At 71.3% G+C, this 24,056-nt stretch carries 23 protein-coding genes, 1 tRNA gene and 1 riboswitch; of the genes, 19 read left to right on the top strand and 5 right to left on the bottom strand.

The genetic code is table 11. The annotated features are described in order from the left end of the window. Positions 1-87: 87 nt before the first annotated feature. Together OG780_RS07085 and OG780_RS07080 are read left to right on the top strand one after the other, a co-directional pair. Complete coding sequence (locus OG780_RS07085; RefSeq protein WP_328445787.1) at positions 88-726, top strand: helix-turn-helix domain-containing protein; 639 nt, start codon at positions 88-90, stop codon at positions 724-726. Between the two features lie 26 nt (positions 727-752). Continuing rightward, complete coding sequence (locus OG780_RS07080) at positions 753-869, top strand: DUF6126 family protein (RefSeq protein ID WP_037618597.1); 117 nt, start codon at positions 753-755, stop codon at positions 867-869. A 23-nt stretch (positions 870-892) separates the two neighbouring features. On the opposite strand, the gene OG780_RS07075 is transcribed toward OG780_RS07080, so the two are convergent. Next, positions 893-1,690, bottom strand: coding sequence for a tyrosine-protein phosphatase (locus OG780_RS07075; protein WP_328445784.1), 798 nt, complete (start codon positions 1,688-1,690; stop codon positions 893-895). Positions 1,691-2,331: 641 nt separating this feature from the next. Continuing rightward, positions 2,332-2,493: riboswitch (cyclic di-AMP (ydaO/yuaA leader) on the top strand. A 4-nt stretch (positions 2,494-2,497) separates the two neighbouring features. Here OG780_RS07075 and OG780_RS07070 point away from each other — a divergent pair. Continuing rightward, positions 2,498-3,430: a M23 family metallopeptidase gene (locus OG780_RS07070; RefSeq protein WP_328445782.1), complete on the top strand. Its 933-nt coding sequence runs from the start codon at positions 2,498-2,500 to the stop codon at positions 3,428-3,430. A 270-nt stretch (positions 3,431-3,700) separates the two neighbouring features. After that, positions 3,701-4,486 carry an SGNH/GDSL hydrolase family protein gene (locus tag OG780_RS07065; protein ID WP_328457948.1) on the top strand — a complete coding sequence of 262 codons (786 nt, stop codon included), beginning with the start codon at positions 3,701-3,703 and terminating at the stop codon, positions 4,484-4,486. A 220-nt stretch (positions 4,487-4,706) separates the two neighbouring features. Here the strand turns inward: OG780_RS07065 and OG780_RS07060 are convergent, their stop codons facing one another. Further along, a complete protein-coding gene (locus OG780_RS07060) occupies positions 4,707-5,327 on the bottom strand; it encodes a TetR/AcrR family transcriptional regulator (RefSeq protein WP_328445780.1) in 621 nt (206 codons plus the stop codon). A gap of 494 nt (positions 5,328-5,821) precedes the next feature. Here OG780_RS07060 and OG780_RS07055 point away from each other — a divergent pair, with 494 nt between their 5' ends. Beyond that, positions 5,822-7,048 carry an IS110 family transposase gene (locus OG780_RS07055; RefSeq protein WP_328445778.1) on the top strand — a complete coding sequence of 409 codons (1,227 nt, stop codon included), beginning with the start codon at positions 5,822-5,824 and terminating at the stop codon, positions 7,046-7,048. A gap of 157 nt (positions 7,049-7,205) precedes the next feature. Here the strand turns inward: OG780_RS07055 and OG780_RS07050 are convergent, their stop codons facing one another. Beyond that, complete coding sequence (locus OG780_RS07050; RefSeq protein ID WP_328445776.1) at positions 7,206-8,387, bottom strand: glutamate dehydrogenase; 1,182 nt, start codon at positions 8,385-8,387, stop codon at positions 7,206-7,208. Beyond that, the gene (locus OG780_RS07045; RefSeq protein ID WP_328445774.1) at positions 8,384-10,003 is read right to left on the bottom strand and encodes a 5-guanidino-2-oxopentanoate decarboxylase; all 1,620 of its coding nucleotides are present in this window, start codon (positions 10,001-10,003) and stop codon (positions 8,384-8,386) included. Before OG780_RS07045 ends, OG780_RS07050 begins: the two co-directional genes overlap by 4 nt. A 409-nt stretch (positions 10,004-10,412) precedes the next feature. Here OG780_RS07045 and OG780_RS07040 point away from each other — a divergent pair, with 409 nt between their 5' ends. The 14 genes from OG780_RS07040 (at position 10,413) to OG780_RS06975 (ending at position 23,061) form a co-directional block, all read left to right on the top strand. Then, positions 10,413-11,630, top strand: a complete 1,218-nt coding sequence (locus tag OG780_RS07040; protein ID WP_328445771.1) for an MBL fold metallo-hydrolase — start codon at positions 10,413-10,415, stop codon at positions 11,628-11,630. 347 nt (positions 11,631-11,977) lie between these two features. Beyond that, the gene (locus OG780_RS07035; protein WP_328445769.1) at positions 11,978-14,092 is read left to right on the top strand and encodes an ATP-binding protein; all 2,115 of its coding nucleotides are present in this window, start codon (positions 11,978-11,980) and stop codon (positions 14,090-14,092) included. A gap of 65 nt (positions 14,093-14,157) precedes the next feature. Next, the gene (locus OG780_RS07030) at positions 14,158-14,592 is read left to right on the top strand and encodes a roadblock/LC7 domain-containing protein (protein WP_328445767.1); all 435 of its coding nucleotides are present in this window, start codon (positions 14,158-14,160) and stop codon (positions 14,590-14,592) included. 2 nt (positions 14,593-14,594) lie between these two features. Beyond that, complete coding sequence (locus OG780_RS07025) at positions 14,595-14,966, top strand: DUF742 domain-containing protein (RefSeq protein ID WP_328445765.1); 372 nt, start codon at positions 14,595-14,597, stop codon at positions 14,964-14,966. Further along, on the top strand, positions 14,944-15,543 hold the full coding sequence (locus OG780_RS07020) for a GTP-binding protein (RefSeq protein ID WP_328445764.1): 600 nt from the start codon (positions 14,944-14,946) through the stop codon (positions 15,541-15,543). Before OG780_RS07025 ends, OG780_RS07020 begins: the two co-directional genes overlap by 23 nt. Further along, positions 15,540-16,127, top strand: coding sequence for a GAF domain-containing protein (locus OG780_RS07015; protein WP_328445763.1), 588 nt, complete (start codon positions 15,540-15,542; stop codon positions 16,125-16,127). The genes OG780_RS07020 and OG780_RS07015 overlap by 4 nt, the downstream gene beginning before the upstream one ends. Positions 16,128-16,504: 377 nt before the next feature. Next, entirely contained in the window at positions 16,505-17,533 is a 1,029-nt protein-coding gene (tdh, locus tag OG780_RS07010; protein ID WP_328445761.1) for an L-threonine 3-dehydrogenase, read from the top strand. A gap of 19 nt (positions 17,534-17,552) precedes the next feature. Further along, positions 17,553-18,746 (top strand): glycine C-acetyltransferase, encoded by a 1,194-nt coding sequence (locus tag OG780_RS07005; RefSeq protein ID WP_328457946.1) that lies wholly within the window; start codon positions 17,553-17,555, stop codon positions 18,744-18,746. 80 nt (positions 18,747-18,826) lie between these two features. After that, positions 18,827-19,732 (top strand): LysR family transcriptional regulator, encoded by a 906-nt coding sequence (locus tag OG780_RS07000; protein WP_326784290.1) that lies wholly within the window; start codon positions 18,827-18,829, stop codon positions 19,730-19,732. A gap of 40 nt (positions 19,733-19,772) precedes the next feature. Further along, entirely contained in the window at positions 19,773-20,345 is a 573-nt protein-coding gene (locus OG780_RS06995) for a helix-turn-helix domain-containing protein (RefSeq protein WP_328445756.1), read from the top strand. Continuing rightward, positions 20,345-20,878, top strand: a complete 534-nt coding sequence (locus tag OG780_RS06990; RefSeq protein WP_328457944.1) for a GNAT family N-acetyltransferase — start codon at positions 20,345-20,347, stop codon at positions 20,876-20,878. The genes OG780_RS06995 and OG780_RS06990 overlap by 1 nt, the downstream gene beginning before the upstream one ends. Positions 20,879-21,018: 140 nt before the next feature. Then, entirely contained in the window at positions 21,019-21,378 is a 360-nt protein-coding gene (locus OG780_RS06985) for an MmcQ/YjbR family DNA-binding protein (RefSeq protein WP_328445754.1), read from the top strand. A 151-nt stretch (positions 21,379-21,529) separates the two neighbouring features. Beyond that, entirely contained in the window at positions 21,530-22,930 is a 1,401-nt protein-coding gene (locus tag OG780_RS06980) for an MFS transporter (protein ID WP_328445752.1), read from the top strand. A gap of 57 nt (positions 22,931-22,987) precedes the next feature. Continuing rightward, positions 22,988-23,061 (top strand) — tRNA-Pro (locus OG780_RS06975). A gap of 512 nt (positions 23,062-23,573) precedes the next feature. Here OG780_RS06975 and OG780_RS06970 read toward each other — a convergent pair. Then, entirely contained in the window at positions 23,574-23,888 is a 315-nt protein-coding gene (locus OG780_RS06970) for a hypothetical protein (protein WP_328445750.1), read from the bottom strand. Positions 23,889-24,056 lie beyond the last annotated feature (168 nt).

Genomic DNA, 24,056 nt, shown 5'->3' with positions numbered 1-24,056 from the left:
CCGTGGAGGCGGTGTGGGTGCGGCCGGGCTCTTTGCCTCTGGGGCAAGAAAATTGCCCCAGAGGTAATTGTTTGGCTCAATGGTCCTATGAGCCCTGCCGACACAGGGGCGGCCGACGAGCCGTCCGCCGAGCTGCACGCCGTGGCGCCCCGGCTCCGCGCCCTGCGCCGCAGCGCCTCCCTCACGCTGGAGGCAGCCGCCCGCGCGGCCGGACTCTCGCCCGCCCATCTCTCCCGGCTGGAGACCGGGCAGCGCCAGCCCTCGTTGCCGATGCTGCTCACGCTGGCCCGTGTCTACGGTACGACGGTCTCGGAACTGCTCGGCGAGGCGGTCCCCGACCGTGACGCGATCGTACGGGCCGCCGACATGGAACCGGCCCCGGCCGGGGGCTGGACCTACTGGCAGGCGGGCTCCGCGGGCCGCGGCATGCAGGCACTGCGCGTGCACGTCCCCTACGGTTCGCAGGGCGACATCGTGCGCGTCCACCCGGGCGAGGAGTGGCTGTACGTGCTCCGGGGGCGGCTCAGTCTGCGCCTCGGGGACACCGCGTACGTCCTCGCGCCGGGGGACAGCGCCCACTTCGACTCGCTGACCCCGCACCGCATCGCCGCCGTCGAGCGCGACGGAGCCGAGCTCCTCTTCGTACACACCCTGCTGCAGAGCCCCGTCGCCGCGCTGTGCCTCGGCCCGGCGACGGGCCACCCCACCTCGGGAGAGACGTCATGACCGAACCCACAGAACGCCGCCGCTCCATGGAGGACAGGTTCCCGCGCGCCCTGTGGGTGCGGCTGATCATCTATGTCGCCGTCGGCCACCTGTTCGCGGCCTTCATCTACCTGCTCTTCACGCTGGGTGCGCAGAACCAGTAGGGAGCCCGGTCCCGGCGGGCGGCTCAGTCCAGGAGCCGCCCGCGCAGGCGCTCCCGCAGCTCCGGCGTCAGTCCCAGGCCCTGCTCCAGATAGACCTCGACGCTGCCCCAGGTCTCCTCGATCGTCTCGAAGGCGGCTGTCAGGTACGCGGCGCGCGCGTCGAACAGCGGGCTGAGCAGTTCCATCACCTCGGGGGAGTAGGCACCGGCCGAGGAGCCGTTGCGGTGCACCTTGTAACGGCGGTGCGTGGCGTTCGACTCCAGGTAGTCGGCCACGATCGCCTCGCGCTCGACACCGAGGGCGAGCAGGGTGACCGCGACGGACAGCCCGGCACGGTCCTTGCCCGCCGCGCAGTGCATCAGCGCGGGCACGCTGTCGTCGGCCAGGGCGTGCAGCACCTGGGAGTGCTCGGCCGTGCGCTCCTTGATGATCGTGCGGTAGGAGTTGATCATCCGGTTCTCGCCCTTGCCGTCGCCGAGGATCGCGCGCAGCTGGTCGAGATCGCCGTCGCGGACCATCTTCCAGAACTCGCTGCCGTCCGCCGGGTCGCTCAGCGGGAGGTTCACGTTCCGCACGCCCGGCAGTTCGACGTCCGGGCCCTCCAGTCTCTGGTCCGCGGCATTACGGAAGTCGAAGATCGTGTGGAGACCCAGAGAGGCGAGGAACGCGGCGTCCTCCTCCGTGGCGTGGGCGAGGTGGCCGCTGCGGAACAGGTGCCCATAACGCACTCGCCGGCCGTCCGCGGTGGGCAGTCCGCCCACGTCGCGGAAGTTGCGCACTCCGCCGAGCTCGGGCTCGGTCGACGGGACCTGCTGCGTCACGGGGGCTCCTCCCATTCGGCCGCCGGCGTCGCCGTGCTGGACTCGGCGCCGCTCGTCGGCAGTTGTACCGGCTCGCGCTCCCGACGATACGACATGGGTTCCTCGGGCAATGAGTTGTCCACAGCCGATGCCTTCCGGACGGAACGCCCTGGAAGCGGCACATCGCGACATCTGATGTCGAATATGCATTCGATTCTTGTGATGGATCGGCCGCGCGCCTCTGGCCGCATCGGCCCCGTGGGGCAATTGACGCGATACGAGGCATTCGCGAGCGTCGTTTTGTGTGCCATTCCGAGCGGGGGTCCGGATGTGCCGGATATCCGTCCGTGCAGCATCTGTCTGTTCTGTCCGAATAAGCACCTTCATGGCAACTGGCCCTGGAATAGGGCATCCTGGGGCGAGTCGCGTGAGGAGCGTCATATTCGTGACGATGCGTTGCCGTCCTCATTACTCAACCTGCCTGGATTTTCAGGTGGGTTGAGAGGTCGGGAAGATCGTCACTCCACGGAGGGTGACGGCGGTTTCCGCATGGATCAAGAACGGCGAGCGCACAGAAACCGCACATAGTTGTCGACGCGCTCTCATGTCGCTTACGTTCTGCCTCAATCCGGACGGACGCCCAATCCTGCCGCCGCCCGGAATCCGCACACTCACCCGTACACGGCAGGAGCGGGGGACCCACAGGTTCCGCGCCTGATCCGGTTCTTTTCCGGAACAGGCTAGGGGTACAGCCGCGCAGCAGCGTGGCCGGGCATCTCCAGCCCGCACCCGACAGCTCACCCCGCAGGCGCCGGAGAGGAATTCGTCATGCCCGCGAAGGGTAAGCACCGCCGTCCCAAGTCCTTGCGTTTCACCCGCTCGATCGCCGTGGCCGGAACCGGTGGCGCCGCACTCGCGCTGCCCCTGATGGGAGCCACCGGCGCCCACGCCGCGACCCCGGCCACCGCCGTCGCGCACCATGTCGAGAAGGCCGCGACCGCCGCTCCCGCGAAGAAGGCCGCCAAGGCCGCCGGGACGAAGACGTACGCGGTGAGGTCCGGCGACTACCTCTCGAAGATCGCCGACGAGCAGAACGTCAGCGGCGGCTGGAAGAAGATCTACGCCGACAACCGCTCCTCCATCGGCGGCGACCCGTCGCTGATCCACCCGGGTCTGAAGCTGTCGCTCGGCAAGAAGGCCGCCGCCCACTCGGCCACGCACTCGGCCACCCGGACGACCACCTCGGCGAAGCCCGCTCAGGCGACCCCGGCCGCCGACCCGGCCCCCTCCGACACCGCTTCCACCACCCCTTCCACCACCCCTTCCACCACCCCTTCCACCGGCACTTCTTCCGGCTACACCCTGCCGGTCGCGAGCAGCTCCGTCGGCACGGGTTACAAGGTGGCGGGCAGCATGTGGTCCAGCGGTTACCACACGGGCGTGGACTTCGTGATCCCGACCGGCACCACGCTCAAGTCCATCGCCGCGGGCACGGTCGTCTCCGCGGGCTGGGGCGGCGCCTACGGCAACCAGGTCGTCATCCAGCACGCCGACGGCAAGTACTCCCAGTACGCCCACATGTCGTCGCTGTCCGTCTCGGCGGGGCAGACCGTGACCGAGGGGCAGCAGATAGGTCTCTCCGGCGCCACGGGCAACGTGACCGGACCGCACCTGCACTTCGAGATCCGCACCACGCCGGACTACGGCTCCGACATCGACCCGGTCGCGTACCTGCGCTCGCACGGTGTCGCCGTGGGCTGACCCCCCCGCCTCCTGCTCCTGACGGCAGGAAGATCTCCGAAGGCCGGACCCCACGATCCCCTGGGTCCGGCCTTCGGTGTGCCCGCGGCAACGGCCTCTGGGCGATCGCTGCTTCAACATCCTTGACGCGAGCCCTATTCCAGAGTTGACCAATGCTTGGCGAGTGGCTTATCTCACCGGCCGTCAACCCTTCCCTACGGTCGCGTAGCTCACATCAAAAGGTGAATCATGCTCCATGTGGCAGACGATTCGAAGAGTGACAACAGATCAGTGATCGGGTCGTACGTGGCGGTGGGGGACAGCTTCACCGAGGGCGTCGGCGACCCTGGGCCCGACGGAGCGTTCGTCGGCTGGGCGGACCGGTTCGCGGTACTTCTCGCGGACCGCAGGCCCGAAGGCGATTTCGGCTACACCAACCTCGCCGTGCGCGGCAAACTGCTCGACCAGATCGTCGAGTCCCAGCTCCAGAGGGCCAAGGAACTCGGCCCGGACCTGGTGTCGTTCTGCGCCGGCGGCAACGACATCATCCGCCCCGGCACCGACCCCGACGAGGTCGCGGAACGCTTCGAGCGCGCGATCATCGACCTCACCTCCGCCGTCGGCACCGTCATGGTGACCACCGGCTTCGACACGCGTGGCGTCCCCGTGCTCAAGCACCTGCGCGGCAAGATCGCCACCTACAACGGACATGTGCGTGCCATCGCGGACCGCTACGGCTGTCCCGTCCTCGACCTCTGGTCCCTGAAGACGATCCAGGACCGCCGGGCCTGGGACGGCGACCGGCTGCACCTCTCTCCCGAGGGGCACACCCGGGTGGCGCTCCGTGCCGGACAGGTACTCGGCCTGGAGGTCCCGGCCGACCCGGACCAGCCCTGGCCGCCCCTCCCGCCGCGCGGCACGCTGGAGATGCGCCGCGACAACATCCAGTGGGCGCGCGAGTACCTCGTCCCGTGGATCGGACGGCGGCTGCGCGGGGAGTCCTCGGGCGATCACGTCGCGGCCAAGGGCGCCCTCTCCCCGGACGACATCAAGATGCGCATCGAGTCGGTCGCCTGAGACGGCACCGGCCCGGTCGGCAGGGCCGGCCGGGCCGGTCGGGACCGGTACACCGGCGCCCGACCGGCCCGGCCCGGTCCCGTTGGCCGCGGCGCCCCGGGCGGGGTGCGGATCAGGAGTACCGGTCGCTCCCGGCGGGATCCGGGACGACCGCCCGCACGGCGGTCCACGCCGGGGAGTGGGCGAAGCGCGGTACGGGGCCGGGACCGGGGACCAGGCCCTAGCGGACCGCCGCCATCAACGCCTCGCGTTCCAGGCCAAGTTCGCGGGCGAGTGCCTCGTCCGCCCATTCCTGGGTCCGCGCCCGTGACACCGCTCCGGAGTACGCCGTCATCTGGACCGCCAGTCCGTCCAGCAGCGCCGTGAGCCTGAGGGCCGCGCTCGTGGGGTCCGGGCAGTGGAACTCGCCGGCGGCCACGCCCTCCGCGATCACCTCGGTCATCGCGGCCTTCCACTGCCGGTCGAGATCACGGGTGACCTCGCGCAGCGCGGGCTCCCGCAGGGCGACCGCCCAGCCCTCGATCCACAGGCGCCAGCCCTTGGCCTGCCCCGTCGGGGCGTACCAGCGCACGGCGGCCCGAAGGCGTCGCAGCGCCGTCGTACGGCGGCCGAGCAGCTTGCGCAGATGGGCGAGGTCGTCCTCGGCGGCGTAGGTGAACGCGGCGGCGACCAGCTTCTCCTTCGTCGAGAAGTGGTACAGCACCAGCGCGTTGCTCACGCCGAGGGTCGAGGCCACGTCGGCGATCCGTACCGCCGCGACGCCTCGCGCCTCGATCTGTTCCACGGCGGCCCGCAACAACTCCTCACGCCGCTCCGCCACGCTCAACCGGACTCTCGCCACGCGGCAACCCTAATCCCTTGCTAACGGCAGTGCTGTAGGAGGTCTCTTCCTTCAGTCTGTTCGAGCAGGATCGCGATGCCTTCGGCAACCCTGGCTCGAGAAGGCCTCTGTGTAGACCGGCGGGCGGTCCTGGTGTTGTGGTGGTGGTGGCGGTCGCGTGGACGTCGGGCGGATGTCTCATGCCTGCCTGGCCTCTGATGCCTCAGCGCAGATCGATAACGCTCGGCGTCTTCGCGCCCGCCGCCACTGCCGACATCTCACTGATTGATCACTCGTTGGTGTTGGTGGTGCGAGCCCATTCCACGGTGACTTCTTGTGATGCCCGAGCCGCTTGAGCTCCTGCATAGACCGAGGCCCGCGGGGTGCGCTGGTGTCACGAACGGCTAGTGAGGTGGCGGACCAGCCTCTGTGCTGAGTCCTGGGATTAGGTCGCTGCGTGGCCCGCTTGCGCTCGTGACCAGCGCAAATGCCTACCTATCGGAAGGGGAGGACCCTTGATTTACTGTGGCATCGACTGGGCAGAACGGACTCACGACGTCGCCCTCGTCAACGAGACTGGCGAATTATTGGCCAAGCGGCACATCACCGACGACGCGGCCGGCTACCAGCTGCTGCTGGACCTGCTCGCCGAATACGGCGACACCGAGGAGAACCCGATCCCGGTGGCCATCGAGACGTCCCGGGGCCTGCTGGTGGCAGTGCTGCGGACGGGCAAGCGGAAAGTGTTCGCGATCAACCCGATGGCCGCCGCCCGCTACCGTGACCGGCACAGCGTCTCCCGCAAGAAGTCCGACCCCGGTGACGCTCTGGTCCTGGCGAACATCCTGCGCACCGACATACACGCCCACCGGCCGCTGCCCGACGACAGCGACCTGGGCCGCGCCATCGCAGTCCTCGCCCGAGCCCAGCAGGATGCGACCTGGAACCGGCAGCAGATCTCCAACCAGCTCCGCTCCCTGCTGCGCGAGTACTATCCGGCCGCCCTGGACGCCTTCGCCACCTGGACCAATGGTCTGTGCCGGCCCGAGGCACGCGAGGTCCTCAAGACCGCCCCGACGCCCACAAGGGCCGTCAAGCTAAGCCGCGCGCAGATCCAGGCTGCGCTCAAGCGGGCCGGCCGCAAACGCGGCATCGAGGCTGAGGCCGACCGCCTCCGCGAGATCTTCCGCGCCGACTGGGCCCACCAGCCGCTCCTGGTCGAGGACGCGCTCGGCAAGCAGATGCTCGCCCTCCTGGTCCAGCTGGAAGCCGCCTGCACCGCCGCCGACGACCTCGCCGCAGCGGTCGAAGAGGCGTTCCCCCGACACCCGGACGCCGAAGTGCTGCTGAGCTTCCCCGGGCTCGGCATTCAGTTGGCCGCCCGGATCCTGGCTGAGATCGGGGACGACCACACCCGCTTCGCCGACGCCCGAGGCTTGAAGGCATACGCCGGTGCCTCGCCCATCACCCGCGCGTCCGGCAAGAAGTCCAGCATCACCCGACGCTGGGTGAAGAACGACCGCCTCAACCACGCCGGCTACCTCTGGGCCTTCGCTTCCCTGCGGCCATCGGCCGGAGCCAACGCCCACTACCGGCGCCGTCGCGAGACCGGAGACTGGCACGCGGCCGCGCAGAGAAACCTCTTCAACCGCATGCTCGGCCAGCTCTACCACTGCCTCCAGGACCACGAGTTGTTCGATGAACAGACCGCCTTCCCCACGGAGCTGACCGCCGCGGCTTGACGGCATAGCAACGTGAGGTGTCTACACAGCCCTTTCGGCGGAAGCCCCGACAGGAGCGGAGGCGGCCCGGGCCGGCTCCGGCCGGCCCCGCCCGCCGTCGGCCGACGAGCTCTCCTCCCGGCAGGGAATCGCCGCCCCCGGCCCGGCGCCGCGTTCCTCAGCGGTACCAGCCGAACCGCTCCGCGATGACCGGCAGCCGGTCGGTGACGATGGCGTGGGCGGCGGCCCGCGGGGTCGTGCCGTCGGCCTCCGCGCGCGCGAGCGTCCGGTCGATCAGGGCGCGCATGGAGCGCCGGGTGTGGGCGAACGCCTCGTCCGCGTCGGCGCCGATGTCGCCGAACAGGGTCCACCACCACCATGCGTTCGTACCGGAGTTGACCACGACGTCGGGCAGGACGGTGATTCCGCGCGCGGCGAGCGACCGCTCCGCGTCCGCCAGGACGGGCATGTTGGCCGCCTCGACGATCCAACGGGCCTTGATCCTCCGCTGGTTCGCCGTGTCGATCGCGTACGAGACCGCGGCGGGCACCAGGACCTCGACATCGGCGGACAGCCAGGCGTCACCGGGGAGTTCGCGGTCGGCCGGGCGCAGTACCGCGCGGTCGACCGTTCCGTACGCGTCCCGTGCCGCGAGCAGTGCCTCGACGTCGAGGCCGTCCGGGTTGGCGATGGTTCCCTTGATGTCGGCGACGGCCACGATCCGGAGTCCCGCGCGCGCGAGGAAGCGCGCGGTGGCCCCGCCCATGGTGCCGAGCCCCTGCACGGCGACCCGTGTGCCCGCGTACGGTGTCCCGGCCCGGTCCAGCGCGGCGAGCACCGACTCGGCGACACCGCAGCCGCCGACCAGTTCGTCGAGACCGATGCCGTCCACCTCGACCGCGAAGGCGTCCGCGAGCCGCTTCCGGGCCGCCGCCTCGTCGTCGAGCAGCGGGTACACGGCCTGGATGGACGAGACGAGGCCGGCCTCCGCGGCGGCCCGGTCGACCAGGTCCTGGCTGAGCCCGAGATCCTCACCGGTGGTCCAGAAGGCCTCGATGTAGGGACGCATGGCGCGCAGATAGCGCACCAGCAGGCCGTACGCCGCCGGGTCCTGGGGATCGCAGTCGATCCCGCCCTTGGCGCCGCCCAGCGGGATGTACCGGCCCTCCGGGTTGTAGTGCAGGGCCTCTTTCATGGTCATGCCGCGGGCGAGCCCGGAGACCTCCTCCAGCGTGCAGCCGGGCCGCATCCGCAGACCGCCGCTGGAGACACCCCGCACGAGCCGGTCGACGACGAGGAATCCCTGACGGCCGGTGACATGGTCCGTCCAGGTGAGCATCATCAGGGGGGCGGCGGTCATGGGGTCTCCTCGGGGACGGCGATCAGGGTGGGGCCGGGGGTGCGCAGCGCCTCGGCGAGCGCGGTGCTCAGCTCGTCCGGGCCGTATGCGTGCGTGCCCTGCCCTCCGTAGGCGCGGGCCAGGGCGGGCAGGTCGACCGGAGCGAGGTCGACGGCCGTGGGGGTGTCGCCCCGGGCGGCCATCTCGTCGCGGATCTCCCCGTAGCCGCCGTTGTCGAACACCACGACGGGCAGCGGGAGGCTGAGCTGTACCGCGGTCGCCAGTTCCTGCACGGTGAACTGGAGGCCGCCGTCGCCGCTGAGTGCCACGACCTCGCGGCCGGGGCACGCCGCCTTGGCTCCGATCGCCGCGGGCAGAGCGTAGCCGAGCGTGCCGTAGCCGGTCGGGTGAAGATAGCGGCCCGCGGGGCCGAGCGGGAGGTGGGGGAGTGCTCCGTAGTAGCAGCACCGGGCGCTGTCCGAGGTGATCACGGCGTCGTCGGCGAGTACGGAACGGACGGCGCGCAGGTAGGGGATCCAGCGGGCGTCGCGTCCGGCGGTCTCGGCGTTCCGCGCGGCCCGCAGGGCCGCCGCCCGCCGGACGGGGTCCTCGACGGGCACGCGCGCGTGCCCGTCGTCGCCGCCGGATCGCTCGACTGCGGCGAGCAGGGCCGTCAGGGAGAGCCGCGCGTCGCCGACGACGGCGAAGTCCGCGGCGAGCCCCGCGTACATCTGGTCCGGGTCCAAATCCACGCGGATCAGCGCGCCGTTCAGGGCGGGCGGCGCGGACCAGAAGTCGGACTCGGCGAGCTCGGTGCCCACGGCGAGCACGGCGTCGCGTTCCGCGAGCCAGTTCCGGACCGCGGGGCTGTGCAGCGACACGCCGACGGCCAGCGGATGGGTCTCCGGGACGATCCCCTTGCCGTTGGCCGTGGTCAGGACGGGAGCGCCGAGCCTCTCGGCGAGGGCCAGGCCCGGGACGGCCGCCCCGCGCGCTCCGCCGCCGAGCACGAGCGCCGGACGGCGGGCCTCGCGCAGCGCCCCGGCGGCCCGCTCCACGGCGAGGGGCGCCGGGGCGAGCGGAACGACGGGAGGGGTGACGCGTACGGGGCCGGTCTCCTCGGCGGCCTCCAGCAGATCGAGGGGGATCTCGATGTGCGCGGGGCGCGGCCGGCCGGTACGGAACAGGGTGAAGGCGCGGGCCACCGCCGCGTCGATCTCGGCGACCGAGGACACGCGGTGGCTGAACGCGGCCACGCCCCGAAGGGCCTCCGTCTGACTGCGCGTCTCGTGCAGCAGGCCGGTCGCGAGCCGGGGGTGGCGCAGGGGCATCCCGGGGGAGACGACGAGCAGCGGCACGCTGTCCGAGTAGGCCTGGCCGACGGCCGCCGCCGCGTTCAGCAGGGCGGGTCCGCTCGTGGTGATCACGACACCGGGACGCCCGGTCGCGCGCGCGTAGCCGTCGGCGGCGTATCCGGCGCCCTGTTCGTGGCGCGTCAGGACGTGCCGGACGCCGTACGCGGACAGATGGCGGTAGATCTCCAGGTTGTGCGTGCCGGGAATGCCGAAGGCCCGGGTCACGGCGTGTGCGGACAGGGCCCGGACGAGGGCTTCGCCGCCGGTGAGCGTCTCACCCATCACAGGCTCCGTACGGCGTACGGGGCGCCCTCGGCCGTGGCCGCTTCGGCGGGGAGGTCGGACACGGTGTCTCCAGACGTGGACGGGTCGGCGTGGTCCTCGCGTCATGGGTACGAGGACCTGTCTACTGAATCGTGAGTCAGTATCGAAACGAGTGCCGGGTCATGTCAACGCACGGGGTCGACGGCGCCGGGAGACACCGCGACGACCGCGTGCGAGGGGCCGGGCCGGCACCGGGGGCACGGCGGCGCCGGGAAAGACCCCGCCGGAGCGGAAGAAGCGGGGGTGCGGCGGGGTTGAGCAGATACGGACCCGGGGTCACGGACGACGCGTTGTGACCGGGGTGACCCGGCGCTGTCAGAGGCGACGACCATAATGAAAGCCTGACCGACTCCATCTGGAGGTATCCGTGACCGGTTTCCGTACCCTGAGCTCCGGGCTCCGCGCGCTGCGGCCCGCCGCCTTCGGCGCGGATCCGGCTGGTGCGCGCATGCGCCGCATCCGCAATTCGCCGAACTTCGCCGACGGGGTCTTCCAGAACCCGGAGACCGCCCGAACCCGCCCCGACGGCTCGATGGTGGAGTTCGCGAAGGTCTACTTCCGCAGTGAGGAGCGCGCCCACCGCTCCCCGGTCGGGACCGTGCCGGTGCACGCGACGACGCTCGCCGACCTGGCCAGGCCCGCCGCGACCGGGCTGCGGCTCACCTGGATGGGGCACTCCAGCGTCCTCGCAGAGATCGACGGCCACCGCGTGCTGTTCGACCCGGTCTGGGGAGAGCGCTGTTCCCCGTTCGCCTTCGCCGGCCCCAAGCGGCTGCACCCGGTTCCCCTGCCGCTCGCCGCGCTCGGCCCGGTCGACGTCGTGGTGATCTCGCACGACCACTACGACCACCTGGACATGCCCACGATCAAGGCGCTGGGCGGCACGGACACGGTGTTCGCCGTGCCGCTCGGTGTCGGTGCCCATCTGGAGCACTGGGGCGTCCCGGCCGACCGGATCCGCGAGCTGGACTGGCACGAGTCGACCAGGGTCGGCGGGATCACCCTGACGGCGACGCCGGCGCGCCATTTCTGCGGGCGCGGCCTGCGCAACACCCAGCACACCCTCTGGGCCTCCTGGGTCGCCGAGGGCGACGAGCACCGGATCTACCACAGCGGCGACACCGGCTACTTCCAGGGCTTCAAGGACATCGGCGCCGCCCACGGCCCGTTCGACGCCACGATGATCCAAATCGGTGCATACAGTGACTTCTGGCCCGATATTCACATGACGCCCCAGGAGGGGATGCGCTCTCACCTGGACCTCCAGGGCGGACAGCCCTCCGGAGTGATGCTGCCGATCCACTGGGGGACGTTCAACCTCTCCACCCACGCCTGGAGCGACCCGGGCGAGGGCACGCTGGCCGCCGCACGTGCGGCCGGGGCGCGTGTCGCGCTGCCCCGTCCCGGAGAGCCCTTCGAGCCGACCGCCGAGACCGTCCCCTCCGAGCCGTGGTGGCGCGGTGTGGCGCGTGCGCCGAAGGGCGGCTGGCCGGTCGTCGAGGAGACCGTCGCCGATACACCGGGTGACATCGCCGACGGCTCGGCAGAAGGCACCGGAGAGCCCGAAACGGTGTCCGCGGGCTGATCCACCGATCTGCGGCGAGGGCCGGGGAGCGCCATGCTCCCCGGCCCTCGCTGTTTGCTTGCGACCGCTTCTGACCAGCTCTGATCGGATCAGGAGCCCGGCGCGAACGTGTGTCCGACGGGGTTATCGGTCAGCCGTGCGATGCCTCATACCAGAGCGGGACGCTACCCAGGGGACTTTGTCAACAGCCCACCGCACCTGATGTGTTGGCGACTACTGTCAGTTGCCGACGGGCGACGCAGGGCCGATTTTTGAGGCTCTCTCGACCGGCACCGCGATGGGGGCACGCCCGAGTCGCGGAACCGCGGGAGCTCCACGCCCCCGACGCATCCAGTACGAGGACGCCGATGTCTCACCTTCGCGCACCGGCCGCACGCGCAGACCGCCGTGAGGGCGGTCGGCACGGCCGACCGGCCGCCCGCGCCACCCTCGCGCCGCCCGAGACGCACCTGCGGCCCCAGCTGCTGCGCCTCGCGGTCCTGCCGCCGACCGCCGTGGCGTTGAGCGCGTGCGCCGCCGTCCTGTTCACCGTCCGCTCCACCGGCGCCCGCCCCGGCCCCGTCCTGTGGGCCGTCCTCGCCGGAGCGGCCGGTGTGGCCCTGGCCGGCATTCTGATCGCCGCCGTGGCCGCCGACCGCGCCGCCGCGTCCGTACGGGAGCGCATAGGAGCCCTGCGCCGCACGAGCGCCCGCACCGAGACCGAACTGCGCGACGTCGTCGAGGGACTGCGCCGCGGCGAGGACCCGCCCGCGCGCAGGAAGCGCCGCCGCCCGCCCGCGGACGCCGACGACTTCGAGCTGCTCGCCGCCGACCTCTCCCGTGCCCACGAGGGCGCCGTCGCGGCCGTCGTGCAGGCCGCGCAGCTCTCCAGCCGGACGGGCGACGACCAGAAGGTCGAGGTGTTCGTCAATCTGGCCCGGCGCCTTCAGTCCCTCGTGCACCGCGAGATCTCCATTCTCGACGAGCTGGAGAACGAGATCGAGGACCCGGACCTCCTCAAAGGGCTCTTCCACGTCGACCACCTGGCCACCCGCATCCGGCGTCACGCCGAGAACCTGGCCGTGCTCGGCGGTGCCGTCTCGCGTCGGCAGTGGAGCAACCCCGTCTCCATGACCGAGGTGCTGCGCTCCGCGATCGCCGAGGTCGAGCAGTACTCGCGGGTCAAGCTGGTGCCCCCGATCGACGGCACCCTGCGCGGCCACGCGGTCGCCGACGTCATCCACCTGCTCGCCGAACTCGTCGAGAACGCCACCCTGTTCTCCGCCCCGCACACCCAGGTGCTGCTGCGCGTCGACCTCGTCACCTCGGGACTGGCCATCGAGGTGGAGGACCGCGGACTCGGCATGCAGGCGGCCGAACAGGACCGGATGAACGCCCTGCTCGCCGACCCCGACCAGGTCAATGTCGCCGGCCTGCTCCAGGACGGGCGCATCGGCCTGTTCGTGGTCTCGCAGCTCGCCCGCCGGCACGGCATCCACGTACGGCTCCAGAACAACATCTACGGCGGTGTCCAGGCCGTACTCGTGGTCCCGCAGGGCTTGTTGGGCCCGGCGCCGGACGCCGTCGAGGACGCGGGCGCGGTACAGGCGCCGCCGAACGGGACGAACGGGGGGCACCGGCCGGCCCTCGGCCCGGGGTCCGCGCACACGCCGCCGGCACAGGTCCCGGTGCTTCCCGCCGGCCGCCCGGCGACCCCCGTGGCGCCACGGCAGTCGTCACGTGAGCCGTCACGTGAGTTGTCACGTGAGCCGTCACCCGGGTCCTTGCCCGAGCCCGTACGAGGGGACCGGACACCTCCGCGTGGCGCGGACGCGCCGGCCGGTGGGCGCGGTGCCAAGCCGCTCCCGGTGCGCGGCGCCCGTACGGAACGGCCCAATCCGGCCGAGGCCGTACCCGGCATCCGTCCCGAGGACAGGCTCACCGCCGCGGAGAGCGCGGCCGCGCCGCCCACACCGCGCACCGGCGTCGTCCGCGGCACCATGGGCAAGCCCAGCCTGCCCAAGCGGCGCGCCCAGGAGCACCTCGCTCCGCAACTGCGCGAAGGGCAGGCGCCCCGCCCGGACACGGACCACCTCGTCGGGCACGACCCGGGCCTCATGGCGGCGTTCCAGCGCGGGATCGGGCTCGCGGAGGCCGCCCACGTGGAGCCGGCGGGCCGGGAACGGCCGGAACCGTCCCGGATCCCGTCGCCGACGTGGCCGGCCGCCCCGGCCGTCTTCCCGGACCGGGCGCGCCTGGAGGAACCGGCCGGGGACAGCGCGGGCCGGGCCCGCGGGGACCTGCCCCCGGGCACCACCGCCGACGGCCGCGACCCCCTGGACGTACCCCTGGAGGACGGCACACCGGCGGCCCACCCGGGCAGGGCGCGCGCGACGCACGCGCCGGCACCGCAAGGAGCCCACGACCTCGCGTCCGGCCACGACCGCACCACCCGGCACGACGGGAGCGCACCGGCCGGATGACCACCCCCACAGCACCCACTCCCACCGCTCCCTCAGACCTTCGTACCTCAAGGAGTCGATCCCCCATGGCGAGCGATGCGCCGACCGGTCACGTATCCGATCTCGACTGGCTGATGAGCGGCCTTGTCCAGCGCGTACCCCACACCACGAGCGCGGTACTGCTCTCCAGCGACGGGCTCGTGAAGTCGGTCCACGGCCTCGACCCGGACAGCGCCGACCACATGGCGGCGCTCGCCTGCGGTCTTTACGCCCTCGGACGCAGTGCGGGTGTGCGGTTCGGGGACGGCGGCGAGGTGCGCCAGGTCGTGGTCGAACTCGACTCGACCCTGCTGTTCGTCTCCACGGCCGGCTCCGGCACCTGTCTCGCCGTGCTCGCGGGCCGCGAGGCCGACGCGGCCGTTCTCGGCTACGAGATGGCGATGCTCGTCAAGAGCGTCCGCCCCTATCTGGTCACCGCGCCCCGGCAGCACGCCGTGGAACCCTCCGCGATGAGGTCTTGAGCGTGGCCGCGGCCGGCGACGGGCCCTGGCTCGATGACGCGGCGGGACGCCTGGTGCGCCCCTACACCGTCAGCGACGGCCGGACCCGGCCGAGCACCGCGCTCGACCTCCTCTCCCAGGTCATGGCCACCGGAGCCACACCCCTCGGCTACCTCGGCCCCGAGCACTGCCAGGCGCTCGAACGCTGCCGGGCACCCGTCTCGGTCGCGGAGGTCGCCGCCCATCTGAAGCTGCCGGCGGCGGTCACCAAGGTGCTGCTGTCGGACCTCGTCGACTGCGGGGCGCTGACCACCAAGCCCCCTCAGTTCCACCACAACCCCACTGACCGGTCCCTTCTGGAGGCAGTGCTCGATGGATTACGACGGCAGCTCTGACCTGTTCCCCACCGCGCTGAAGATCTTGGTGGCGGGAGGGTTCGGGGTCGGCAAGACGACGTTCGTCGGCGCGGTGAGCGAGATCGCGCCGCTCAGTACGGAGGAGCTGCTGACCACGGTCAGCGCCTCGACCGACCGGCTCGACGGGATCGAGAACAAGGTCGAGACGACCGTCGCGATGGACTTCGGCCGCATAACCCTGGATCCGGAACATGTGCTCTATCTGTTCGGCACACCCGGGCAGGAGCGGTTCTGGTTCATGTGGGACGAGCTCTCCGACGGCGCGCTCGGGGCGGTGATCCTCGCCGACACCCGGCGCCTGGAGGACTGCTTCGCGGCCGTCGACTTCTTCGAACAGCGCGGTCTCGCGTTCATCGTCGCGGTCAACGAGTTCGACGGCTCGTACCGCTACGACCCGGCCGAGGTGCGCGCGGCCATCGACCTCGACCCCGAGATCCCCGTCGTCTGCTGCGACGCCCGGATCTCCAGCTCCGGGGTGCAGACCCTGCTCACCCTGGTCCGGCACCTCCTGGCCCACGCGCCCGCCCACACCCCGAGCCATGGAGCCCGTACATGAGTCACGACCCGCCCCGGCCGGCCGGTCGCCTGCTGCTGACACCGCAGGACAAGGACGCCCCGGCCCGGGTGCGACGGCTGCGCAGACTGGGCCTCGGGGAGCGCTCCGAGCCCGCCTTCGACGCCTTCGCGGACCATCTCGCGCGGGTCGCCGCGGCGCCGTACTCGATGGTCAACTTCATCGACGAGCGACAGCAGTTCTTCGCGGGCCTGCACACCCCGGACGGCGGCGCCAGGGGCGCCCGGCTCATGGCCGGTGTGGACGGGAACGAGCTCGAACTGGGCCGCTACATGGCCCGGGACCACGGCTTCTGCCCTCATGTGGTGGTGCGCCGCAAGGCGCTCGTCCTGGAGGACGTCTGCGACTACCCGCGCTTCGCCGGAAACCCGGTCGTCGACGAGTTCGGTGTCCGCTCCTACCTCGGAGCCCCGCTGCTCGACCGCAGCGGCATCGCCCTCGGCACCATCTGTGTCGTGGACATCGAGCCGCGCCCCTGGGGAAGGGCGGGCCTGGAGACGATCAAGGCGATGGCGGCCGAGCTGGCCGGGCAGCTCGAACGGCGGGACGAGGTTCACGGGATCTGACGACGCGCCGGGGCGCGGGTCCGGCCTTGTCGGCAGCCCGGGACCCATCCTGTGACGTATGCCGGGACCCATCCCTGATGTATGTGATGAGCCCCCATGGAACGGGGGTGACGCATGTCCACGTAGTCATGCCTGATGTCACCGTCCCCCACGACGCCTCCTCGCCGCACCGGTCCGCTCCGGCGGCCGGGCGACCGGCCCCGGGACGGGCCGGGAGAACGCGGGCGTGAAGGAAAGCTGGGGCCGCGCTTAAGAAATCCTCGATGGACCCAGGGTGCCGTCGTACGGCAGATTCCTGGGTGAATTCACCCCTCTCCCCGGTGCGGGTCCGCTTCGGCGTGCCCTTTCCCGGGACCTCACGCACAGGAGCCGCACGAGTGAAGGCGCTGGTCAAGGAGAAGGCGGAGCCCGGACTCTGGCTCAAGGACGTCCCGGAGCCGCAGGCGGGCCCCGGTGACGTACTGATCAAGGTTCTCAGGACCGGGATCTGCGGCACCGACCTGCACATCCGCAACTGGGACGGCTGGGCGCAGCAGACCATCAGCACGCCCCTCGTGCTCGGCCACGAGTTCGTCGGCGAGGTCGTCGAGACCGGCCGCGACGTCAGCGACATCAACGTCGGCGACCGCGTCAGCGGAGAGGGCCACCTGGTCTGCGGCAAGTGCCGCAATTGTCTCGCCGGACGCCGTCACCTCTGCCGTGCCACCGTCGGCCTGGGCGTCGGCCGTGACGGCGCGTTCGCCGAGTACGTCGTGCTGCCCGCCACCAACGTGTGGGTCCACCGTGTCCCGGTCGACCTCGACGTCGCCGCGATCTTCGACCCGTTCGGCAACGCCGTCCACACCGCGCTGTCCTTCCCGCTGGTCGGCGAGGACGTCCTGATCACCGGCGCCGGGCCGATCGGCCTGATGGCCGCCGCCGTGGCCCGCCACGCGGGCGCCCGCAACGTCGTCATCACCGACGTCAGCGAGGAGCGCCTGGAACTGGCCCGCAAGATCGGTGTCAGCCTCGCCCTCAACGTCGCGGGCTCGACCATCGCCGACGGACAGCGCACGCTCGGTCTGCGCGAGGGCTTCGACATCGGCCTGGAGATGTCCGGCCGCCCCGAGGCCATGCGCGAGATGATCGCCAACATGACCCACGGCGGTCGGATCGCGATGCTGGGCCTGCCGTCCGAGGAGTTCCCGGTCGACTGGTCCCGGATCGTCACCTCCATGATCACGATCAAGGGCATCTACGGCCGCGAGATGTTCGAGACGTGGTACTCGATGTCGGTCCTCCTGGAGAGCGGCCTCGACCTGATGCCCGTGATCACCGGCCGTTACGGATTCCGGGACTACGAGGAAGCGTTCGACGACGCGGCCGGCGGCCGTGGCGGCAAGGTCATTCTCGACTGGACCCTCTGAGGACTCTAAGGAACTGATGATGTTCGACTCCGTGCGCGACGACCTCCGCACCACCCTCGACGAGATCCGCGCCGCCGGGCTGCACAAGCCCGAGCGGGTCATCGGCACCCCGCAGTCCGCGACCGTCAGTGTCACCTCGGGCGGCCGCCCCGGTGAGGTCCTCAACTTCTGCGCGAACAACTACCTCGGCCTGGCCGACCACCCCGAGGTCGTCGCCGCCGCCCACGAAGCGCTCGACCGCTGGGGCTACGGCATGGCCTCCGTGCGCTTCATCTGCGGTACGCAGGAGGTGCACAAGGAGCTGGAGGCGCGGCTGTCCGCGTTCCTCGGCCAGGAGGACACGATCCTCTACTCCTCCTGCTTCGACGCCAACGGTGGTGTCTTCGAGACCCTCCTCGGCGCCGAGGACGCGGTCATCTCCGACGCCCTCAACCACGCCTCGATCATCGACGGCATCCGGCTGTCCAAGGCGCGCCGCTTCCGGTACGCCAACCGTGACATGGCCGACCTGGAGGCCCAGCTCAAGGAGGCCTCCGACGCGCGCCGCCGCCTGATCGTCACCGACGGCGTCTTCTCGATGGACGGCTATGTCGCCCCCCTGAAGGAGATCTGCGACCTCGCCGACCGCTACGACGCGATGGTCATGGTCGACGACTCGCACGCCGTGGGCTTCGTCGGCCCCGGCGGCCGCGGCACCCCCGAGCTGCACGGGGTCATGGACCGCGTCGACATCATCACCGGCACCCTGGGCAAGGCCCTCGGCGGTGCCTCGGGAGGTTATGTCGCCGCCCGCGCCGAGATCGTCGCCCTGCTGCGCCAGCGTTCCCGCCCGTACCTCTTCTCGAACACGCTCGCCCCGGTGATCGCCGCGGCCTCCCTGAAGGTCCTCGACCTGCTGGAGTCCGCCGACGACCTGCGCGTCCGGCTCGCGGAGAACACCGCGCTGTTCCGCTCCCGGATGACCGAGGAGGGCTTCGACATCCTCCCCGGCGACCACGCGATCGCCCCCGTCATGATCGGTGACGCCTCCGTCGCCGGCCGGATGGCGGAGCTGCTCCTGGAGCGTGGCGTGTACGTGATCGGCTTCTCTTACCCGGTCGTCCCGCAGGACAAGGCCCGTATCCGCGTACAGCTGTCCGCGGGGCACTCCACCGAGGACGTGAACCGGGCCGTGGACGCCTTCGTGGCGGCGCGGGCCGAACTCGACGCCTGACGGCGTCCGCGCCCCTCGCGTCCGGGGCGCACCCCGGTCCGATGGCCGGAAAAGGCGTGTGACCTGAGAGAATCGGTCGCATGATCGAAGCGCGGCGGCTCCACATCCTCCGTGCGGTGGCCGACCACCGCACGGTGACGGCGGCGGCCGCCGCGCTGTATCTCACGCCCTCGGCGGTCTCGCAGCAGCTGACCGCCCTGGAGCAGGAGACGGGCCACCGGCTCGTCGAGCGCGGCGCCAAGGGCGTACGGCTGACCCCCGCCGGCGAGATCCTGCTCGGCCACACCAACGCCGTGCTGGCTCAACTGGAGCGCGCCGAGGCCGAGTTGGCGGCGTACAGCTCGGGCTCCGCCGGCACGGTCACCGTGGCCTCCTTCGCGACCGGCATCGGCCTGGTCGTGGCCCCCGCCCTGGCCCGCCTAGCCGTCACCTCGCCCGGCATCCTCGTCCGTGTCCAGGACGCCGAGGGCGACGCCAGCCTGCCGATGGTGCTCGACCGGCAGGTCGACATCGCGGTGGCCGTCGAGTACCGCGGCGCCCCGGACGCCGACGACCCGCGCCTGACGCACGTCCCGCTCTACGCCGAACCCTTCGACGCGGTCGTCCCCGTCACCCACCGGCTGGCCGACGCCGAGGAGGTGCCCCTCGCCGAGCTGGCCAAGGACCCCTGGATAGGCCCGTACCCCGGCAATCCCTGCCACGACGTGGTCGTCCTGGCCTGCGAGAACGCCGGGTTCCAGCCGCGGCTCGAACACTCCTCCGACGACTTCCGCGCCGTCGTCGCCCTGGCCTCCGCCGACGCGGGCGTGGCCCTCGTCCCCCGCTCCGCCCTGCGCGGCATGGAGCTCACGGGCGTCGTCGTGCGCCCCGTGGACGGGGTCGCCCCCACCCGCCGCGTCTTCGCCGCCGTACGCCGTGGCGCCGAGGGCCATCCGCTGATCCGTCCCGTCCTGGAGGCGCTGGCGCGAGCCGCGACGGTCGACTGACCCTGTCGCCGATTCCCGAATATGGGATAGCATCCCGAATATGGGAAACGAGGACGATGTCGCCGTCGACGTCCGGCTCGGAGCGCGACTGGCCGAGCTGAGGGCCGAACGGGGCTGGACCCTGGGCGAGCTGGCGGAGCGCAGCGGGATCAGCAGATCGACCCTCTCCCGCGCGGAGCGTGCCGAGATCAGCCCCACGGCCTCCCTCCTGAACCGCCTCTGCCATGTGTACGGGCGGACCATGTCGCACCTGCTCAGCGAGGTCGAACGGGAATCGGCGCTCCTGGTCCGCGCCGCCGACCAGACGGTCTGGACGGACCAGGCCTCCGGATTCGTCCGGCGCTCGGTGTCGCCACCGCACTCGGGACTGCGCGGCGAACTGGTCGAGGGACGGCTCACGGCCGGCGCGGACATCGCGTACGACAGGCCTCCCGTGCCCGGCCTGGAGCAGCACATCTGGGTCCTCGACGGACGGCTCGACGTGACCGCGCAGGACACCGAGCACCGCCTCGGCGCCGGTGACTGCCTCCGGCTGCGTGTCTGGGGGCCGACGCGCTTTCGCTGCCCCGGCCCCGAGGACGTGCGGTACGCGCTGGCGGTGGTGCTGCCGTGATCACCGTCGCACGCCTCACCGCGGCCGAACTCCACGAGGAAGCCGATGAGTTGGCGGGCCTGCTCACCGACACCGTGGACGGCGGCGCCTCGGTCGGATTCCTCGCCCCGCTCGGCCGCGCGGAGGCCGTCGCCTGGTGGCGCGAGCGCGCGGACGCGGTCTCGGCCGGGCACCACGCGGTCTGGGTGGCCCACGTCGGCGGCCGGCTGCTCGGCACCGTCGCCCTCGCCTTCCCGGGCAAGCCCAACAGCCGCCATCGCGCCGAACTCGTCAAGCTGATGGTCCACCGGGACGGACGCGGACAGGGCGTGGGCCGGACGCTCCTGGCGACCGCGGAGACGGCGGCGGTGGCCGAGGGCATCACCCTGCTCCATCTCGACACCGAGACCGGAAGCCCCGCCGAGTCGCTGTACCTGTCGGCGGGCTGGACCCGGATCGGGGCGATACCCGACTACGCGGCGACGCCGTCGGGCGAACTCCACCCGACGACCATCTTCTACAAGCGGCTGGAGGCGCTCGCCGACGGCACCTGACGGGTTCTGAGCCGCGTCGGGGGGCACCGGCCCGTCACCTCGTGGAGCGGGACCACCGGTTCCCGGTGGCGCCGCCCGTTCCACCGCTGACGTCGTGCTTCACCGCGTCGATGTCAGTGGCATTGACTACCGTGCGTCTCATGCCGGATGCAGACGACGTACGCCGTATCGCCCTTTCCCTGCCGGACACGACGGAGAAGATCGCCTGGGGCATGCCCACGTTCCGGGTCGCGGGAAAGATGTTCGCCACCCTGCCCGAGGCGGAGACCTCCATCGCCGTGCGCTGTCCGAAGGAGGAGCGCGACGAACTGGTCCTGGCCGAGCCGGGGAAGTTCTGGGTCGCCGACCACGAGGCCGGCTTCGCCTGGGTCCGGGCCCGGCTCGCCGCCCTGGAGGACGACGGTGAACTCCACGCCATCCTCGCCGACTCGTGGCGTCAGGCGGCCCCGCCCCGACTCATCGACGCCCACCCCGAGTTGGGCCTGCCGTCCGCCGACTGAAACGGCCTCTGCGCCGGCGGTGCCCCGTGGCATGATCCGAATCGGGAGTGATCCGCCGACGGACGCGATCCGCAAGCGGCAACGAAGTGCGGGACGGGCGGCTTCGTGGGGGAGCCGTCGGGCCAGGGGGAGGGGCGCGAGCGGGATGGCCATGACGTCATCGGACGGGGAGCCACGGGACAGGGAGCCACAGGACGGGAAGCGGTCCGGAGCGTCGGGCTCGGTCCGGTCCGGGGCCGGCCTCCTCGACGACCGGCGGCCCCGGCCCGTCTGGTCGCGGGACTTCGCCCTGTTCTTCGTCGCGCGGGCCCTCGCCCGGCTCGGGGAGACCATGCTCCCGGTGGCGCTCGCCGCGGGACTGCTGCGGTACGGGTACGGAGTCGGCGCCGTCGGCCTCGCCATGGCAGCCTCCGCCGCACCCTTCGCCGCCCTGGTCGTGTTCGGCGGAGTGATCGCCGACCGGTTCAGCACCCGCAGACTGATGATCGGCGCCGACCTCGTACGGCTCGTCGCCCAGTCGATCGCCGCCGCCCTCTTCTTCGCCGGCCATGTGGTCCTCTGGCAGGTCTGTGTGATCGGCGCGGTCAACGGCGTGGCCGGCGCCGTCTTCCAGCCCGGCGTCGCCAGCACCGTTCCGCGGCTGGCCTCCGACATCCAGGGAGCCAACGGCGCCATCCGGATCGCCGAGTCCGCCGCCCAGCTCGCCGGCCCCGCCCTGGCGGGTCTGCTGGTCGCGTTCGCCTCCGCCGGAGGGGTCTTCGTGGCCCACGCCGGAACCTACGCGCTGAGCGCCCTGTGCCTGCTGCTGCTCCGCCTGCCCGCGGCCGCCCCCGCGAGCAGGACCCACGGCGGCGGCTTCAGGGCCGACCTCGCCGAAGGATGGCGGGAGTTCAGATCCCGTACGTGGATGTGGGCCGTCATCGTCATCTGGTGCGTCTACATGATTTCCGTCTGGGGCCCGACCGTCCCCCTGGTGGCCACCGAGATGGTGCGCGCGCACGGCCCGCGCGCCTACGGCCTGATCAACTCCGCCCTCGGCGCGGGCACGGTCGTCGGCGGGCTCGTCGCCCTGCGCCTGCGTCCGCGCCGCATGCTGCGCGCCGGTTCCCTCGCCCTCCTGGCCTTCGCCTGCTTCCCCGCGTCCGTAGGGGCGGGGTTCGGCGTGGCGGCCGTCTCGGCGTGCGCGATGATCGCCGGAGCGGGTACCTCGTTCTGGGGCGTGATGTGGGCGACCAGTGTGCAGACACAGGTCGCCCCCGACGTCCTCAACCGCATCCACGCCTACGACGTCGCGGGCTCCCTGGCGATGATGCCCGTCGGCCAGGCGCTCGCGGGGCCCGCCGCCGCGGCCCTCGGCGCAGACAACGTCCTGCTCGTGGCGGGCGTCATGTCCCTCGTCGTCTGCGCGGCCCTGCTCTCGGTGCCCGCGGTACGCGACCTGGTACGGGTCGACGGCCCCGTGTCCCGGTCACCGAACGGCACCCCGGTACCGCTCGAACACGCCGTTCGGCCGTCCGGCCCGCACAAAACGGGTGCGCGACCACCGGTGTGAGTGCGGTATTGTTTCCGTGCGCGTCCAGCCAGGGGAAATCCCAGGTCAGACGGGTATCGGGACGTGGCGCAGCTTGGTAGCGCACTTGACTGGGGGTCAAGGGGTCGCAGGTTCAAATCCTGTCGTCCCGACTGGAGACAGTCGTGAAAGAGGGCCGGTTTCGGAGATATCCGAGACCGGCCTTTGATCATTTTTGGGGACCGGTCGGGGACCGGCGTGCTTGACCGGGGTCGGCGGGTCACGACGATCGGGCTCGGCAGCGAGCGTGGTGCGCGGAGCACGCTGAAGTGTGCGGAAAACGCCGCTCCGACGGCCGTGATCTTGTGTGCGTCCGGGTGTAGGTAGCCCTGGGTGGTGATCAGTGGTGTGATGCGGGCAGGGGCGCGGACGCGTCGGCCCGGGTGCTGCGGTGCTCGTGCCGCGCTTCGGGCCGCTGCCGCCGCTCTCGCTGTCACGGCGGGTGCGGACCGGAGTGACGAACCGAGATCACCGAGCGGCCGTCGGTACACCACTCCGGCGGACATGACCCATGAGGCGGCTTCCGCCGCGGCAGAGGGTCTGGACGGTGGCATCGAGTCCTCGGCCTGCCTGGGCCGTCACCGTCGGATCATCGAACGCACGGTACTGGACGTGTGGATTCCCGTCAGCCCTCGACAGGCAGCGCGCCCACGAACGCTGCGAGGTCGGATGCTGTGGGTGGAGTCTGCCCGTGCAGAAACCGTCGGTAATGGTCGGCGACCAAGCGACGCAGGTCAGCCTCGGCCGGTTCGTCACTCGCGAGTTCGAGGGTGACCGTACGAGGCTCACCTGTCATGCGCAACGGCCTGGCCAGAGCGTCGAATCCGCAAGCGTACTCATCAGGCATCTCCCACCATGCCTCAGCGAACGCTCGGTCCTTGAGGACGTACATGTGGAACTCGTCATCGAAGATGATCACGGGACCGATCGGCGTAGTCACGCCTGGAGTATGGCGCACACGGTAAACCGGATCTACTTCGAGCGAGCAGGAACTCCACACTGGTCGCGCCAAATTGAGATGGCGTCATGGAGACGGCGGCCCCCTCATCACAGAGGAAGCGGCCTTGTCGTACCCGGCCACCGTCGTGCGAGGTCGTACGAGGTCGGA

Origin of the sequence: Streptomyces sp. NBC_00386, from assembly GCF_036063235.1 — a bacterium.
Taxonomy (GTDB): Bacteria; Actinomycetota; Actinomycetes; order Streptomycetales; family Streptomycetaceae; genus Streptomyces.
The sequence above is the reverse complement of the archived record's forward strand: the minus strand, read 5'-3'. Positions and strand labels throughout refer to the sequence as shown.

Coding starts and splice junctions, on each gene's coding strand:
- OG780_RS06985 (WP_328445754.1), top strand. CDS start 21,019: ATGCCGGATGCAGACGACGTACGCCGTATCGCCCTTTCCCTGCCGGAC.
- OG780_RS07080 (WP_037618597.1), top strand. CDS start 753: ATGGAGGACAGGTTCCCGCGCGCCCTGTGGGTGCGGCTGATCATCTAT.
- OG780_RS07070 (WP_328445782.1), top strand. CDS start 2,498: ATGCCCGCGAAGGGTAAGCACCGCCGTCCCAAGTCCTTGCGTTTCACC.
- OG780_RS07045 (WP_328445774.1), bottom strand. CDS start 10,003: ATGGGTGAGACGCTCACCGGCGGCGAAGCCCTCGTCCGGGCCCTGTCC.
- OG780_RS07015 (WP_328445763.1), top strand. CDS start 15,540: ATGAGTCACGACCCGCCCCGGCCGGCCGGTCGCCTGCTGCTGACACCG.
- OG780_RS07050 (WP_328445776.1), bottom strand. CDS start 8,387: ATGACCGCCGCCCCCCTGATGATGCTCACCTGGACGGACCATGTCACC.
- OG780_RS06995 (WP_328445756.1), top strand. CDS start 19,773: ATGGGAAACGAGGACGATGTCGCCGTCGACGTCCGGCTCGGAGCGCGA.
- OG780_RS07030 (WP_328445767.1), top strand. CDS start 14,158: ATGGCGAGCGATGCGCCGACCGGTCACGTATCCGATCTCGACTGGCTG.
- OG780_RS07035 (WP_328445769.1), top strand. CDS start 11,978: ATGTCTCACCTTCGCGCACCGGCCGCACGCGCAGACCGCCGTGAGGGC.
- OG780_RS07020 (WP_328445764.1), top strand. CDS start 14,944: ATGGATTACGACGGCAGCTCTGACCTGTTCCCCACCGCGCTGAAGATC.
- OG780_RS07000 (WP_326784290.1), top strand. CDS start 18,827: ATGATCGAAGCGCGGCGGCTCCACATCCTCCGTGCGGTGGCCGACCAC.
- OG780_RS07005 (WP_328457946.1), top strand. CDS start 17,553: ATGTTCGACTCCGTGCGCGACGACCTCCGCACCACCCTCGACGAGATC.
- OG780_RS07085 (WP_328445787.1), top strand. CDS start 88: ATGAGCCCTGCCGACACAGGGGCGGCCGACGAGCCGTCCGCCGAGCTG.
- OG780_RS06980 (WP_328445752.1), top strand. CDS start 21,530: ATGACGTCATCGGACGGGGAGCCACGGGACAGGGAGCCACAGGACGGG.